The 15,392-nt window shown below is 63.7% G+C and carries 15 protein-coding genes; 7 read left to right on the top strand and 8 right to left on the bottom strand.

Annotation, left to right across the window (positions count from 1 at the left end; all coding sequences use genetic code 11):
* Positions 1-190: 190 nt before the first annotated feature.
* A complete protein-coding gene (locus HV773_RS04300; RefSeq protein ID WP_129562155.1) occupies positions 191-1,102 on the bottom strand; it encodes a LysR family transcriptional regulator in 912 nt (303 codons plus the stop codon).
* A 286-nt stretch (positions 1,103-1,388) separates the two neighbouring features.
* Here HV773_RS04300 and gcl point away from each other — a divergent pair, with 286 nt between their 5' ends.
* From gcl to lysM, 4 genes are all read left to right on the top strand, one after another.
* A complete protein-coding gene (gene gcl / locus HV773_RS04295; protein ID WP_129562156.1) occupies positions 1,389-3,173 on the top strand; it encodes a glyoxylate carboligase in 1,785 nt (594 codons plus the stop codon).
* Between the two features lie 106 nt (positions 3,174-3,279).
* Positions 3,280-4,077 carry a hydroxypyruvate isomerase gene (gene hyi, locus HV773_RS04290; RefSeq protein ID WP_129562157.1) on the top strand — a complete coding sequence of 266 codons (798 nt, stop codon included), beginning with the start codon at positions 3,280-3,282 and terminating at the stop codon, positions 4,075-4,077.
* Between the two features lie 49 nt (positions 4,078-4,126).
* The gene (locus HV773_RS04285) at positions 4,127-5,026 is read left to right on the top strand and encodes a 2-hydroxy-3-oxopropionate reductase (protein WP_281365248.1); all 900 of its coding nucleotides are present in this window, start codon (positions 4,127-4,129) and stop codon (positions 5,024-5,026) included.
* Positions 5,027-5,609: 583 nt separating this feature from the next.
* Positions 5,610-6,110, top strand: coding sequence for a peptidoglycan-binding protein LysM (gene lysM, locus HV773_RS04280; RefSeq protein WP_129562159.1), 501 nt, complete (start codon positions 5,610-5,612; stop codon positions 6,108-6,110).
* A 69-nt stretch (positions 6,111-6,179) separates the two neighbouring features.
* Here lysM and HV773_RS04275 read toward each other — a convergent pair whose 3' ends face one another.
* The 6 genes from HV773_RS04275 to HV773_RS04250 form a co-directional block, all read right to left on the bottom strand.
* Positions 6,180-7,211 (bottom strand): asparaginase, encoded by a 1,032-nt coding sequence (locus HV773_RS04275; protein WP_129562160.1) that lies wholly within the window; start codon positions 7,209-7,211, stop codon positions 6,180-6,182.
* A 94-nt stretch (positions 7,212-7,305) separates the two neighbouring features.
* Complete coding sequence (locus HV773_RS04270) at positions 7,306-8,232, bottom strand: CysB family HTH-type transcriptional regulator (RefSeq protein WP_129562161.1); 927 nt, start codon at positions 8,230-8,232, stop codon at positions 7,306-7,308.
* A 73-nt stretch (positions 8,233-8,305) separates the two neighbouring features.
* A complete protein-coding gene (locus HV773_RS04265) occupies positions 8,306-9,361 on the bottom strand; it encodes a sulfate/molybdate ABC transporter ATP-binding protein (RefSeq protein ID WP_129562162.1) in 1,056 nt (351 codons plus the stop codon).
* Between the two features lie 2 nt (positions 9,362-9,363).
* Positions 9,364-10,359: a sulfate ABC transporter permease subunit CysW gene (gene cysW, locus HV773_RS04260; RefSeq protein ID WP_129562163.1), complete on the bottom strand. Its 996-nt coding sequence runs from the start codon at positions 10,357-10,359 to the stop codon at positions 9,364-9,366.
* Positions 10,356-11,252, bottom strand: a complete 897-nt coding sequence (gene cysT / locus HV773_RS04255; RefSeq protein ID WP_129562164.1) for a sulfate ABC transporter permease subunit CysT — start codon at positions 11,250-11,252, stop codon at positions 10,356-10,358. Before cysT ends, cysW begins: the two co-directional genes overlap by 4 nt.
* A gap of 147 nt (positions 11,253-11,399) precedes the next feature.
* Positions 11,400-12,443 carry a sulfate ABC transporter substrate-binding protein gene (locus HV773_RS04250; RefSeq protein WP_129562165.1) on the bottom strand — a complete coding sequence of 348 codons (1,044 nt, stop codon included), beginning with the start codon at positions 12,441-12,443 and terminating at the stop codon, positions 11,400-11,402.
* A 314-nt stretch (positions 12,444-12,757) separates the two neighbouring features.
* Here HV773_RS04250 and lexA point away from each other — a divergent pair, with 314 nt between their 5' ends.
* The 3 genes from lexA (at position 12,758) to HV773_RS04235 (ending at position 14,608) form a co-directional block, all read left to right on the top strand.
* Positions 12,758-13,408 (top strand): transcriptional repressor LexA, encoded by a 651-nt coding sequence (gene lexA, locus HV773_RS04245; RefSeq protein ID WP_035526115.1) that lies wholly within the window; start codon positions 12,758-12,760, stop codon positions 13,406-13,408.
* A 43-nt stretch (positions 13,409-13,451) separates the two neighbouring features.
* Entirely contained in the window at positions 13,452-13,838 is a 387-nt protein-coding gene (locus HV773_RS04240; RefSeq protein WP_162497810.1) for a hypothetical protein, read from the top strand.
* Positions 13,839-13,912: 74 nt separating this feature from the next.
* Positions 13,913-14,608: a DUF2939 domain-containing protein gene (locus HV773_RS04235; protein ID WP_129562166.1), complete on the top strand. Its 696-nt coding sequence runs from the start codon at positions 13,913-13,915 to the stop codon at positions 14,606-14,608.
* A gap of 132 nt (positions 14,609-14,740) precedes the next feature.
* Here HV773_RS04235 and HV773_RS04230 read toward each other — a convergent pair whose 3' ends face one another.
* Positions 14,741-15,214 (bottom strand): universal stress protein, encoded by a 474-nt coding sequence (locus HV773_RS04230; RefSeq protein ID WP_129562167.1) that lies wholly within the window; start codon positions 15,212-15,214, stop codon positions 14,741-14,743.
* Between the last annotated feature and the right edge of the window lie 178 nt (positions 15,215-15,392).

Here is a 15,392-nt window from a genome sequence, read left to right as displayed (position 1 = left end):
TCGCCCACGTCGTACCCTCGTGCCTTATGGCTCGCGGCGCGACCTCAACGCTCGACGCCGCGCACAACGCACACGCCGGCGCCGGTCTCGCCCATGCATTACTCGCACAACAGCCAGTTTATTCCCGAGAAATGCATGCGAAAACGAAAAATAAATCGGGAATGCGAGGGGCTGAAAACTCCGGCTCCGATCAGGCCACGCCGCTCCAGTACCCCGGCCGCGCGTAGACCTCTTTCAGGTAATCGATGAAATAGCGCACCCTGGCCGGCACGTAGCGTTGCTGCGGATACACGGCGAGGATGTCGTAGTCGGGCAGCGCGTATTCGTCGAGCACGGTCTCCAGTTCGCCACGCGCGAGTTGCGCATCGATCTCCCACGTCGAGCGCCAACCGAGTCCGAGCCCCTCGGTGACCCAGCGGTGCAGCAGCTCGCCGTCGTTGCAGTCGAGTGTGCCGCCCACGCGCACGGTCGCGAGCTTGCCGTTGCGGCTGAAATACCAGCCGCGGTTCTGGCCGCCCTGCAGATTGAACGCGAGACAGTTGTGACCCGGCAGGTCTTCAAGCGTCTTCGGCTTGCCGTGCTTGCGAAAGTATTCGGGTGTGCCGCACACTACACGCCGGTTCGTGGCGAGCTTCACCGCGACGAAATTCGGGTCCACGGCCCCGCCGATCCGAATCGACAGGTCGTAACCCTCGCGCACCAGATCGACCACACGATCGGTCAGGTTGAACGAGACCTGCAGTTCGGGCTTGTCGGCGAGAAATTCGGGTGCGAGCGGCGCCACATGCTTGCGCCCGAAGGCCGCCGGCGCGGAGACGATCAGATGCCCGTTGACCACGCGCCGTCCCGCGGACAGCTCGTTCTCGGCCTGCTCCCACTCCGACAGCAGGCCGCGGCAACGCTCGAGGAACGCAGCGCCCTCCTCGCTCACTACGAGCCGCCGCGTCGAGCGGTACATGAGTTTCACGCCGAGGCGCTTTTCGAGCGCGTCGATGCGCCGCCCGAGTATCACTGGCGAGACGCCCTCGGTCAGCGCGGCCGCCGCGAGGCTGCCCGAGTCGGCCACGCGCACAAAGGTTTCGATCTGCTTGAAGCGGTCCATTGCCTGTTCTCCTGTCGGCTGGAGTTAGCACTTCAGTGCTAACTCCAGCCCCATGCCGCGCGCCCAAGGCGCCGGCGCACCCTGGCCTGCCCTGCCCGCCCGGGGCCCAACGCCCGAAAGCGCCGCCCCACGGCGATTCCATACTTTTTGTTTCGGAATAAACAACCTGGGCTGATCTTATCAAACCTTTCTGACAAGCCTAAAGTTAGCCTCAATCGTTGTATCCGATGCTCGCCACCCCCTTGGCGCAGCCCATCAAGCATTAGTTACATTCAGGAGACTTTCCATGGCCAAGATGAGAGCCGTCGACGCAGCCGTTCTGGTGCTCGAAAAAGAAGGCATCGACACCGCCTTTGGCGTGCCCGGCGCTGCAATCAACCCCTTCTACTCGGCGATGAAGAAAGCCGGCGGCATCACCCACGTGCTCGCCCGCCACGTCGAAGGCGCTTCGCACATGGCCGAAGGCTACACGCGCGCCAACGCTGGCAACATCGGCGTGTGTATCGGCACCTCGGGTCCCGCTGGCACCGACATGATCACGGGCCTGTACTCCGCTTCCGCTGACTCGATTCCTATCCTCGCGATCACGGGTCAGGCACCGCGCGCTCGCCTGTACAAGGAAGACTTCCAGGCCGTCGACATCGAATCGATCGCCAAGCCCGTCACGAAGTGGGCCGTCACCGTGCGTGAGCCGGCACTCGTGCCGCGCGTGTTCCAGCAAGCGTTCCACCTGATGCGCTCGGGCCGTCCGGGTCCGGTGCTGGTCGACCTGCCGATCGACGTGCAGCTCGCCGAAATCGAATTCGACATCGACACCTACGAGCCGCTGCCGGTCTACAAGCCGCAAGCATCGCGCAAGCAGATCGAAGCCGCAATGGAGCTCCTGAACGCCAGCGAGAAGCCGCTGATCGTCTCGGGTGGCGGCGTGCTCAACGCTGCAGCCGAAGACCTGCTCGTGCAGTTCGCGGAAACCGTGGGCGTGCCCGTGATCCCGACGCTGATGTCGTGGGGCGCCATCCCCGACGATCACCCGCTCATGGCAGGTATGGTCGGTCTGCAAACGTCGCACCGCTACGGCAACGCCACGATGCTCGCATCGGACTTCGCACTTGGCATCGGCAACCGTTGGGCGAACCGCCACACGGGCAGCGTCGAGGTCTACACGAAGGGCCGCAAGTTCGTGCACGTCGACATCGAACCGACGCAAATCGGCCGCGTGTTCGGCCCGGATCTGGGCATCGTTTCGGACGCCAAGGCTGCGCTCGAACTGTTCGTCCAGGTCGCACAAGAGTGGAAGGCTGCTGGCAAGCTCAAGGACCGCAGCGCATGGGTTGCTGACTGCCAGGAACGCAAGCGCACGCTGCAGCGCAAGACGCACTTCGAAAACACGCCGATCAAGCCGCAGCGCGTGTACGAAGAGATGAACAAGGTGTTCGGCCGCGACACGTGCTACGTCAGCACGATCGGTCTCTCGCAGATCGCAGGCGCCCAGTTCCTGCACGTCTACAAGGCGCGCAACTGGATCAACTGCGGCCAGGCAGGCCCCCTCGGCTGGACGATTCCGGCAGCGCTCGGTGTGCGCGCAGCCGACCCGTCGCGCCCCATCGTGGCACTCTCGGGCGACTACGACTTCCAGTTCATGATCGAAGAACTGGCAGCCGGCGCACAGTTCAAGCTGCCGTACGTCCACGTGCTCGTGAACAACTCGTACCTCGGCCTGATCCGCCAGGCACAGCGCGCGTTCGACATGGACTACTGCGTCCAGCTCGGCTTCGAGAACATCAATGCGCCTGAAATGAACGGCTACGGCGTCGATCACAAGACCGTGGTCGAAGGCCTCGGCTGTAAGGCACTGCGCGTGTTCAAGCCGGAAGAAATCGAGCCGGCGCTGAAGCAGGCTCAAGCGATGGCCGCTGAATTCAGCGTGCCGGTGGTGGTCGAAGTGATTCTCGAGCGCGTGACGAACATTTCGATGGGCGCCGAAATCGACTCGATCAACGAGTTCGAAGAACTCGCCGAGAAGCCGGAGCATGCACCGACGGCTATCACCCCGCTGAACGCACTCGACTAAGCTTGAGCGCATTCGACTGAGCATCACCCAAGCAGGCCGCGCGTCCGGCATCGGTGCGCCGCCTGCCTGATTTCATTTTACTGACCGACCAGCGAGACCCAGCACCATGCCAAAATTCGCCGCGAATCTAACCATGCTGTTCAACGAAGTGCCGTTCCTCGACCGCTTTGCCGCGGCAGCCGAGGCGGGCTTCGATGCTGTCGAATTCCTGTTCCCGTATCCGTTCAAGGCCGAGGAACTGGCCGAGCGCCTCGCCGCGCACAAGCTCAAGCTCGTGCTGCACAACCTGCCCGCCGGCAACTGGGAAGGCGGCGAGCGCGGCATTGCCTGCCTGCCCGACCGCAAGGGCGAGTTCAAGGAAGGCGTCGGCCGTGCGATCGAGTACGCCAAGGCGCTGAACGTGCCGCAACTGAACTGCCTCGTGGGCATCCCCACGGCAGGCGTCGACCGCGACACCGCGCTTGCGACCATCGTTGAAAACCTGAGCTACGCCGCGGGCGAGCTCAAGCGCGAAGGCATCCGCCTGCTCGTCGAGCCGTGCAATTCGTACGACATCCCGGGCTTCGCGCTGAACCGTTCGGCTGAAGCGCTCGATGTGATCGCGAAGACCGGCTCGGACAATCTGTTCCTGCAGTACGACATCTATCACATGCAGCGCATGGAAGGCGAACTCGCCGCGACGATCAAGAAGCACTTCGCGAAGATCGCTCACATCCAGCTCGCCGACAACCCGGGCCGCAACGAGCCGGGCACGGGCGAAATCAACTACCCCTTCCTGTTCGATCTGCTCGACACGCTCGGCTACGAAGGCTACATCGGCTGCGAGTACAAGCCGCGCACGACGACCGTCGAAGGCCTCGGCTGGCTGCGCAACGCGCAGCTTCGCTCGGCGGAACTCGCCTGACCTGGTCGCGTCGACACACTCATCGAACCGCATTCGACTCAACGGAGACATACAGATGGCAAAGATTGGTTTTATCGGCCTCGGCATCATGGGCTCGCACATGGCCCGCAACCTTCTGAAGGGCGGCCACGAGCTCGTCGTGAACGGCAAGTTCCCGGTGCCTGAAGACCTCAGCAAGCAAGCTACCGTGGTCGCCGATTCGACGGCCGTGGCGCAGGCTTCGGACATCGTCATCCTGATGGTGCCGGACACCCCCGACGTCCAGAAGGTGCTGTTCGGCGACGACGGCGTTGCGAAGGGCCTCTCGGCCGGCAAGCTCGTGATCGACATGAGCTCGATCTCGCCGATCGAAACGCAAGAGTTCGCCAAGCAGATCAACGCACTCGGCTGCGACTACCTCGACGCACCGGTTTCGGGCGGCGAAGTCGGCGCACGTGAAGCGACGCTCACGATCATGGTCGGCGGCCCGGAGAAGTCGTTCGAAATCGCCAAGCCGCTGTTCGCGCTGATGGGCAAGAACATCTCGCTGATCGGCGAGAACGGCGCAGGCCAGACCACCAAGGTCGCGAACCAGATCATCGTCGCGCTGAACATCGAAGCCGTGGCGGAAGCCCTGCTGTTCGCAGCACGTTCGGGCGCCGATCCGGAGCGCGTTCGCAAGGCGCTGATGGGCGGCTTCGCTGCATCGCGCATTCTCGAAGTGCACGGCGAGCGCATGACCAAGCGCACGTTCGATCCGGGCTTCCGCATCGAACTGCACCAGAAGGACCTGAACCTCGCCATCGACGGCGCACGCAAGCTGGGCATCGCCCTGCCGCACACCGCCAGCGCACAGCAGCTGTTCAGCGTCTGCGTCGCGAACGGCGGCAAGGCATGGGATCACTCGGCAATGGTCCGCGCACTCGAAATCATGGCTAACTTCGAAATCGCCGAAGGCAAGAAGGCCTAAATCAAAACCGCTTGAATCGCTCACGCGACTCGAAAGCGGTTTGATCGAGTAGTTCCCCCCGGTGAGGCATTGCACGCAACACTCGCGCGCAATGCATCACCGGGATTTCGCAGTATCAAGGCAACATCCAGGCAGTAAGCAACATCCAGATTCCGGCTGGCGCGAACGATACGCGACGGCTACAAGTGGGGCGCTTCGTGGTGGCGGCAACCATCGCGGAGCAAATCGGGGCCGCTCTGGGCTGAGGGCGGCCAGTGGGGTCCGAAAGCGGCACTCGGTGACGGCGGGGAAGCCTTGGTCGGTCAGACGTCATCACCGGGTGTCCGCCTGTCGGATTGCGACACTCCATCAGCCATCCTGGATTCAGCGCACTCGCGCTTCCCTCCTCAACGCACTCCCCACCCTGCTCTCGCGCAACGCCTGCCGCGCACTTCACACTCTTTTACGCTCGAGCGCTGGACGTCTTCGCGCCCGCGTTTCTAGAATCGTGCTTTCATTCGTCTGTCACGCAGACGGCGCAAGGTGGAGCCGCTACCCGTTGCGTGGCCACCCAATCAATCCCAGCACGTAAGGAGTGTGATCGATGGGCATCATCAGCTTCATCAAGGAAGCCGGCGAAAAGCTGTTCGGCGCAGCCGCCGCACCGGCCCAAGCCGCAGAATCCGCAGCTGCACCGGCCGCGAATCTTGCCGAATTGAACCAGAAGGCCGGCGATGCAATCGCCGCCTATATCCGCTCGCAGGGCCTCGACGCCGACAACCTCGGCGTGACCTATGACGGCGTTTCGCACACGGTCACGGTCACGGGCAATGCCGTTGACCAGGCAACCAAGGAAAAGATTCTGGTGGCCGCCGGCAATGTCCAGAACGTGGACAAGGTCGACGACCAGATGAGCGTGACGAACCCCGCGCCCGAAGCGCAGCACCACACCGTGGTCTCGGGCGACAACCTCTGGAAGATCGCCGAGAAGTACTACGGCAGCGGCGCGAAGAACGACGTCATCTTCCAGGCGAACACGCCGATGCTCAAGAGCCCGGACAAGATCTATCCGGGCCAGGTGCTCGTGATTCCGTCGCTGCAATAACACGCTCGACGAAAACGAAACAGGCCTTGCGGTGCAATCCGCAAGGCCTGTTTGCATGGTGCCTGCCGTTCAATACGTATCGAACACGCGCTGCAATGCGGCCTTTTCGTTCGTGCCCGCCGCAAGCGCGAGCATCAGCAGCACGCGCGCCTTGTAGGGATTCAGCGTGCCCGCCGAGACGAAGCCGAGCGCATCGTCCTTCGCCGCGCCGTTGTGCATCACGTGCCCCGACCCCACGCGCGACGCGCGCACCACGGCGACCCCGCGCGCCGCTACTTCGGCAAGCGCTTGCTGCAGCGTGATGTGAATCGAGCCATTGCCGGTGCCCGCCACGACGATGCCGCGCACACCCGCGCTCACGAGCGCATCCACGGCGATGCGCGAGACGCCCGCATAGCTCGTGACGATCTCGACCTGCGGCCATTGCACATCCGCATTGAAGGACGCATCCACGGTATGGGGACGCAGCGCGCGCCGCTGGAATTCCACCCGCCCGTCCTGCACCCAGCCCAGCGCGCCGATCTCGGGCGACTGGAACGCGTCCACCGCGTAGGTGCTGATCTTGGTGACATCGCGCGCGCAATGGATGCGGTTATTGAACGCCACCAGCACGCCCTGCCCGGCCGCCTGGCCGCTCGCCGCGAGCGCCACCGCATTGAGGAGGTTCAGCGGGCCATCGGCGGAAAGCGCCGAGGCAGGCCGCATGGCCGCCGTCAAAATCACGGGCTTGCGGCTCTTCACCGTGAGATGCAGGAAATAAGCGGTTTCTTCGAGCGTATCGGTGCCATGCGTGATGACGACGGCGTCGATGTCGTCGCCCGCGAGCAACTCGTTCACGCGCTGCACGAGCGCGCTCCAGAGCGCGAACGACATGTCCTTGCTGTCGACGCTCGCGACTTGCTCGGCATGGATCTGCGCGAGCGCATCGAGACCCGGGACGGCCGCCAGCAGTTGCGCCACGCCGATCACGCCGGCCTGATAGCCGGCGGTATTGGCCGCGTCGGGCGCGGAGCCCGCGATGGTGCCGCCAGTAGCCAGCACGGCGACGCGCGGCAGCGCCTGGGCGCCGGGCGCGATTTGGGGAGAAGTTGGCGTGTTCATGGCGGCGATTCTAAGCGAATCGCCGCCCGCCCCGAAATAGACAGAAGACCGGAGAACGACCGGGCCAGACAGTCCGCATGAAGGCCCCCCTGCTTCAGACCGTCTCGCGCAACTGGCCCGCGATCTGCTGCTCGGTAAGCTGCGGCGCGAACATTTCAATCAGCTTGTAGGCGTACTGGCGCAGGAAGGCGCCCTTGCGCAGGCCCACGCGCGTCGTGCTGGCCTCGAACAGATGCTGCGTGTCGAGCGCCACGAGTTCGCTGTCGCGCTTGGGGTCGTAAGCCATCGCGGCCACCACGCCCACCCCCATGCCCAGTTCCACGTAGGTCTTGATCACGTCCGCGTCGATGGCGGTCAGCACCACGTCCGGCACCGTGCCGGCCTTCGCGAACGCCTGGTCGATATGCGAGCGGCCCGTGAAGTCCTGGTCGTAGGTGATGATCGGGAACTCGGCGATCTCCTCGAGCGTGAGGTTCTCGCGGCCCACCAGCGGATGCGTCTTCGGCACGACCACCACGTGATGCCACGAATAGCACGGGAACGTCACGATATCGGGGAAACGGTCGAGCGCCTCGGTCGAGATGCCGATATCGGCCTCGCCGTTGATGATCATCTGCGCGATCTGCTGTGGATTGCCCTGGCGCAGCGCGAGATGCACCTTCGGAAACACTTCGCGGAACTGGTGCACGACCTTGGGCAGCGCGTAGCGCGCCTGCGTGTGCGTCGTGGCCACGACGAGATGGCCGCTGTCCTGATCGGCGAACTGGCGCGCCACGCGGCGCAGGTTCTCGGCGTCGAGCAGCATGCGTTCGATCAGCTGATGCACGGCCTTGCCCGGTTCGGTAAGGCCCGTGAGGCGCTTGCCGCGGCGAATGAAGATGTCGACGCCGAGCTCGTCCTCCAGGTCCTTGATCTGCTTCGAGACGCCGGACTGCGAGGTGTAGAGCACGTTCGCCACTTCGGTCAGGTTCATGTTCTGCCGGACGGCTTCACGCACGAAACGCAACTGCTGAAAATTCATGTTCTTCTCTCCGGAACTGCCAACCGCTTCTTTGTCGAATAGTCTGTTGGTTATTCGTTATTTTCGCCGATCATCAGGCGGGAAACACGCGCAGCCCGCGCGGCACCGCCGTCACGCCATCGCCGGGCGCGAGGCTCAGCGCGCGCCACGTCTCGCGGTCGAGCTGCGCCTCGAGCACACCGCCCGCACGGCTTTCGAGTTCCACGCGCACCGCGCCGCCGAGCGTCACCACGCGGCGCACGTCCACGACAATGCCGTCGCGATGCGTATCGGCCTCGCGATGCAGCACGATATCGTGCGGCCTCACATAGGCGAGCGCTGGGCCTTCGAAGCCGGCCTGCACCGCGATCGGCTGCGCCGCGCCGTCGGCCACGAAGCCTTGCGCATCGACGCGCCCATGCAAGCGGTTCGCCGCGCCAAGGAATTCGTAGACGAACGCCGATTGCGGATGATCGTACACGTCCTGAGGGCTGCCGACCTGCTCCACATGCCCATGATTCATCACGACGATGCGGTCGGCCACTTCGAGCGCTTCTTCCTGGTCGTGCGTGACGAAAATCGTCGAGATGTGCAGGTCGTCGTGCAAGCGCCGCAGCCAGCTGCGCAGCTCCTTGCGCACCTTGGCGTCGAGCGCGCCGAACGGCTCGTCGAGCAGCAGCACTTTCGGCTCCACAGCGAGCGCGCGGGCCAGCGCGATGCGCTGGCGCTGACCGCCGGAAAGCTCGGACGGATAGCGCTGCGCGAGCCAGTCGAGTTGCACGAGCTTGAGCAGCTCATGCACTTTCTCACGGATTTGCGCTTCGGAGGGACGCTCGTTGCGCGGCTTCACGCGCAACCCGAACGCCACATTCTCGAACACGGTCATATGGCGGAACAGCGCGTAGTGCTGGAACACGAAGCCCACCTGGCGCTCGCGTGCGCCAACCGTGGCCACGTCCTGCCCCTGGAGCACGACCTGGCCTTCATCGGCATATTCGAGCCCCGCGATCACGCGCAGCAACGTGGTCTTGCCACAACCGGAAGGTCCAAGCAAGGCGACCAATTCGCCCGCCGGAAAGTCGAGCGAAACATTGTCGAGCGCCGTGAAGTCGCCGAAGCGCTTTTGCAGATTGCGAACGATGATGCCCATCTTTACAGCTCTCCCTGTTCGAGCGCGCGGCGCAATGCGCCTGCGTGTTGTGCGTGTTGTTGCGCATTGACTGCGCCTTGAGGCGCAGACGCGCTGCGCATGACCGGCGGCCCCGCGAACGCCGGCACGTCGCCGGTATCGCGCAGCTCGGCGGACAAGTGGCGCTCGGCCAGCAGCTTGAGCCCCAGCGTCACGAGCGCGAGCAACGCGAGCAGCGAGGCCACGGCAAACGCCGCCGCGAAGTTGTACTCGTTGTAGAGGATCTCCACATGCAGCGGCATCGTGTCGGTCTGGCCGCGAATGTGTCCCGACACCACCGAAACCGCGCCGAACTCGCCCATCGCGCGCGCATTGCAGAGAATCACGCCGTACAGCAGGCCCCATCGGATATTCGGCAGTGTCACGCGCCGGAACATCTGCCAGCCAGAGGCGCCCAGCACATGCGCCGCTTCTTCCTCGTCGGTGCCCTGAGCCTGCATCAGCGGAATCAGTTCGCGCGCGACGAACGGGAACGTCACGAAGATCGTCGCGAGCACGATGCCGGGCACCGCGAAGATGATCTGTACATTGTGATCCGCGAGCCAGGGGCCGAGCCAGCCCTGCGCGCCGAACAGCAGCACGTAGATAAGCCCTGAAATCACGGGTGAAACCGAAAACGGCAGATCGATCAGCGTGGTGAGCAGCGCCTTGCCGCGGAACTCGAACTTGGCGATGGCCCACGATGCCGCGAGGCCGAATGCCAGATTCAGCGGCACGGCAATCGCGGCGGTGATCAGCGTGAGCTTGATTGCGGCGAGCGCATCGGGGTCGGCGAGCGATTCGAAATAGAAGCCGATGCCCTTGCTCAACGCCTGCCAGAACACGGCGACGAGCGGCACCACCAGAAACAGCGCGAGAAACGCCAGCGCGATGCCGGTGAGAAACCAGCGTACCCACGGGGCTTCCGTTACGGAGTTCGGATGTCCCGCGTTGCGGGCCCGCGTATTTATCGTGCTCATTGCGCACCTCCTGCGACAGCGGCCTGCGCCGGATTCGCTGCACGCGGAGACGAAGCACGGCGGCTCGTGCGCCGCTGCAAATACCATTGCAACGTGTTGATGAGAAGCAGCATGACGAACGACACGCACAGCATCACCACGGCCAGCGCGGTCGCGCCCGCATAGTCGTATTGCTCGAGCTTCGTGATGATGAGCAGCGAGGTGATTTCCGACTTCATCGGCACATTGCCGGCGATGAAGATGACCGAGCCGTACTCGCCCAGCGCGCGCGCGAACGCGAGTGCAAAGCCCGTGAGCAGCGCGGGCAATGCAGCCGGCAACACCACGCGGCGGAACGTGAGCCAGCGCGACGCGCCCAGGCAAGCAGCGGCCTCTTCCTGCTCGCGCTCGAATTCTTCGAGCACGGGCTGCACGGTGCGCACGACAAACGGCAGGCCAATGAACGTGAGCGCCACCAGCACGCCGAGCGGCGTGAACGCGATCTTGAGGCCTAGCGGCTGCAGGAACTGGCCGATCCAGCCATTGCCCGCATACACAGCGGCAAGCGAGATGCCCGCCACGGAGGTCGGCAGCGCAAACGGCAGATCGACGAGCGCATCGATCACGCGCTTGAACGGGAACGTGTAGCGCACCAGCACCCAAGCGAGCAGGAACCCGAACACCGCGTTGATGAGCGCCCCGCCAAGCGCGGAGAAAAACGTGAGGCGGTAAGACGCGATCACGCGCGGCGACGCCACCGCGCGCACGAACTGCACCCAATCGAGCGTCGCGGTCTTGAGGAACGTGGCCGCGAGCGGAATGAGCACCACGAGGCTCAGATACGCCACCGTGATGCCGAGCGTCACGCCGAATCCCGGCAGCGCGCCTGGCTTCTGTAATCGAAACGTCGTCATGCTCTATCTCTTCACATGGGTTGCGCAGACCACCTCTCGTCATGCGATGGGGCGCCGCGGCTAAAGGCGCGCCTCGTTGGGCGCGCCTTGTATTTGTCGTTTGCGTTGCTTGCTACTGCTTATTGCAGCCTGCTTACTACGGCTTGCTTATTGCGGCTGATAAATCGAATCGAACACGCCGCCATCCGCGAAATGGGTTTTCTGCGCGTTGGTCCAGCCGCCGAACGCCTCGTCGACCGTGTAAAGCTTGAGCTTCGGGAACTTCGCCGTGAGCGCTGCGGGCACCTTGTCCGAGCGCGGACGATAGAAGTTCTTCGCGGCAATCTCCTGGCCTTGCTCGCTATACAGGAACTGCAGATACGCCTGCGCCACCTTGCGCGTGCCGTGCTTGTCCACGACCTTGTCGACCACCGCAACCGGCGGCTCCGCGAGAATGCTGGCCGACGGCACCACGATCTCGAACTTGTCCGGCCCGAACTCCTTGAGCGAGAGGAATGCTTCGTTCTCCCACGCGATCAGCACGTCGCCGATATCGCGCTGCACGAAGCTCGTGGTCGCGCCGCGCGCGCCCGAGTCGAGCACGCCTGCGTTCTTGTAGAGCTTCGTGATGAACTCCTTCGCCTTCTGGTCGTTGCCGCCCGGCTGATGCGCCGCATAGGCCCAGGCCGCGAGGTAATTCCAGCGCGCGCCGCCCGAGGTCTTCGGATTGGGCGTGACGATCGAGACGCCGGGCTTCACGAGGTCGTCCCAGTCCTTGATGTGCTTCGGATTGCCCTTGCGCACGAGAAACACGATGGTCGAGGTGTACGGCGAGGCGTTGTCGGGCAGACGCTTTTGCCAGTCCTTCGCGATCAGCCCTTTATTGGCGAGCGCGTCGATGTCCCAGGCGAGCGCAAGCGTCACGACGTCCGCCTGCAGCCCGTCGAGCACCGAGCGCGCCTGAGCGCCCGAGCCGCCGTGCGACTGCTTGATGGCGAGCGTCTCGCCACCCTTCGCCTTCCACTCCTTGATGAAGGCCTCGTTGATGTCCTGATACAGCTCGCGCGTGGGATCGTAGGAGACGTTGAGCAGCGCCGTGTCCGCATGAGCCGCCGGCGTGAAAGCCGCCATGCCAACGAGCGGCGCCACGCCGATCACCAGTTTCGCCGCCAGTGTCCTGAACCATGCGCGCCCCGTAGTGCCTTGTTTCATCTGATTTTTCTCCGTGCCGTCGTGTGTTTTCGTGCGCTTTCTTACGTTTGCGTGTGCCATGCAGCAATCGATGGAGGCCAGTCTAGCGATTGGCTTACATTATTAAAAATGATGTTTTCTCATTTTTTAATACGCAAAAGTGGTAAGGACGGAGGACTTGGGCGCTTGTGCATGTTTTCGTCTGTGATTGCGCCTGTCTGGGCGGGGGAAAGCGCCGTCACGACGCCATCCAGAAAACAAAGTTCAAGTAACACTTGAAAAGCGGCGAGTACTGTATAAAAATACAGTTACCTGTTCAAACATACAGTAGCGCCATGACCAAACTCACCGCACGACAGCAGCAGGTTTTCGATCTGATCCGCCGCGCGATCGAGCGCACCGGCTTTCCGCCCACGCGCGCCGAAATCGCTGCCGAACTAGGCTTCAGCTCGGCAAACTCGGCAGAGGAACATCTGCGGGCGCTGGCGCGCAAAGGCGTGATCGAGCTGGCTGCGGGCGCATCGCGCGGCATCCGCCTCGTACCCGGTCCCGGCGATCTGCCGCATCAATTCACGCTGCCGCACGCGGGCCTCATGCAGCTATCGCTGCCGCTCGTGGGCCGCGTCGCGGCGGGTAGTCCGATCCTCGCGCAAGAGCACATTTCGCAGAATTACACCTGCGACCCCGCGCTCTTTTCCAGCCGGCCCGACTACCTGCTCAAAGTGCGCGGTCTGTCCATGCGCGACGCGGGCATCCTCGACGGCGACCTGCTCGCCGTGCAAAAGAAAAGCGAAGCGAAGGACGGCCAGATCATCGTGGCCCGACTTGGCGACGACGTCACCGTGAAGCGCCTGAAGCGGCAGCGCAACGGCATCGAGCTGATCGCGGAGAACCCTGACTACGAGAATATTTTCGTCGCGGCCGGCAGCGCGGATTTCGCGCTCGAAGGCATTGCCGTTGGTCTGATCCGTCCCACCGAATTCTGATAATTCCGCCTGCGCATTTTCTGCGCATTTTCTGGAGAGAGTCATGGAACGCCTTGCCCGCCTGTTGCCCTTCCGTCAATTCGGCCGCCTGCGTCATCTGCGCGGGATTGCCTCGTGCGCCATGCGCGAGGCGCGCGCCTCGGCGGCCGCCCTCGGTCTTCAGCGCGGCTATCCGGTCAATGGCTCGCTTTTCGACGACATCGAGCGAGAAGATGAAGCGCCCGCGCTGCCTTCGGCGCAGCCGGCTTTCGCGCGCGTTTCGCTCAACAGCACGCTGAATACCGAGCAGCCCGACCGCCGCGCACCGGTGCGCGTCTATCACGGCCAGTCGCGGCTCATCATGGTGGGCACGATGGAGGCAGTATGTCGCGCCATCGACCGCTGCATCGCGGAACAGCAAGCCGACGTGCCGGTTGCGCTGGCAAAGTAATCAACAAAAGTGGGATCGTTTTTGATTGCGCGCGGTCAACACCCTGATTGAACATCTCGGGGTTGCATTAGCCAATGACTGATACCCAAACGTATCCGCGCAAATCATCAAGCTGGAAAAAGCCCGTCGCAATCGCCGTCGCAGCGGTTGCGATCGTGGCCGCAGTGGGCTACGGCTACGCATCGCCGTACATCGCCTTGAACAATCTCAAGGCAGCCGCCGACGCACGCGACGCGGCTGCACTGCGCGAATACGTCGATTACCCGGCGCTGCGCGCGAGCTTGAAGCAGCAGGTTGGCGAGATGCTGCAACAACGCATGGAGGCCGCGCACGCCAGCAATCCGCTCATGCTGTTCGGCGCCATGATCGGCAATGCGCTGATCGGCCCGCTCGTGGACGCGTATGCCACGCCTGAAGGCGTGGCCGCGCTGCTCAGCGGCATGCCACCGACCGGCAAGCCGGGAGAACGGCCTGCGCCTGTGCCGCCGTCTGAAGCGCCGCCATCGTCACCGTCCTCACAGCAGGGCGGATTGCCGCCCGCGCCCGGCAATCCGCCGGCACAGGCGCAATCTCCGCAGCCGCGCGCGCAAACCTCGGCGGGCTATCGCAGTCTGAACACGTTCGCCGTCACGTGGCAACGCGGCAGCAGTGGCAATGGCGGCGAGCGCTATGCCGCCATCCTGCAGCGTCATGGGTTGTTTTCGTGGAAGCTCGCCGCGGTGGAATTGAACGAGCCGAATATCGGCAGCGGCGCGAACGCGTCGAACTGAGCCAGCCGTATTGAGATAACGGTAGGAAACTGCAGGAACCGCGAGAATTGCGGCGAGCCATCTACGTGGTGACTCCGCCGCTTCGGTGATCGCCTGGGCGCTGGAATAGCGCCCAGAAGCGACTGGAAGCGGCTAAGCCGCCGCCTGCTGTTGCTGTTTTTCCTCGGCAGCCGAAGAGCAGGCCACGAGAATGCTGCACGTCACGCGGTCGAGCAGCGGCGTATTGCCCGCGCCCATCCACCAGCGCGAAAGTCCGGTGCGGCAGCGATGCCCCACCACTACGAGATCGACGTGCAACTCATTGGCGAGATTCGCAATCTCGTCGATGGGATGCCCAAACGCGAAGTGGCCCTGCGCACGCACGCCGCGTTCAGTCAGCCAGTCCACGCCTTCCTGCAGAATCTCGCGCGCCGTTTCCTCAAAGCGCCCACACGCCACGTCGGTGAGCAAGCCCGCGCTTTGCGCGATCGTCGAGCGCATGTCGACCACCGAAAGCAGATGAGTCTCCGCTTGCAGGTCCAACGCCAGATCCGCGCCGCAACGCAGCGCCTTGCGGCCTTCGCGCGAGCCGTCGTAACAAAGCAGAATTTTCTTGTAGCTCGCCATGATCGATTCTCCCCACCCGCGTGGAAACGCAGGTCACTCTCACATGATGGTGCGCCGCAATTCGACACGCAAGGGCTGGAAAACGCCAGGTTTGCGTGCACATGGATGGTGCAACGGCATGGGGAGGGAAACGCCCTACGCCCTATAATAGGCCGCCTTGCAACGTGCAACAGCCGCC

Origin of the sequence: Paraburkholderia caffeinitolerans (genome assembly GCF_902859945.1) — a bacterium.
Taxonomy (GTDB): domain Bacteria; phylum Pseudomonadota; class Gammaproteobacteria; order Burkholderiales; family Burkholderiaceae; genus Paraburkholderia; species Paraburkholderia caffeinitolerans.
Note: the sequence above shows the minus strand (reverse complement) of the source record. Positions and strands in the feature narration are given on the sequence as shown.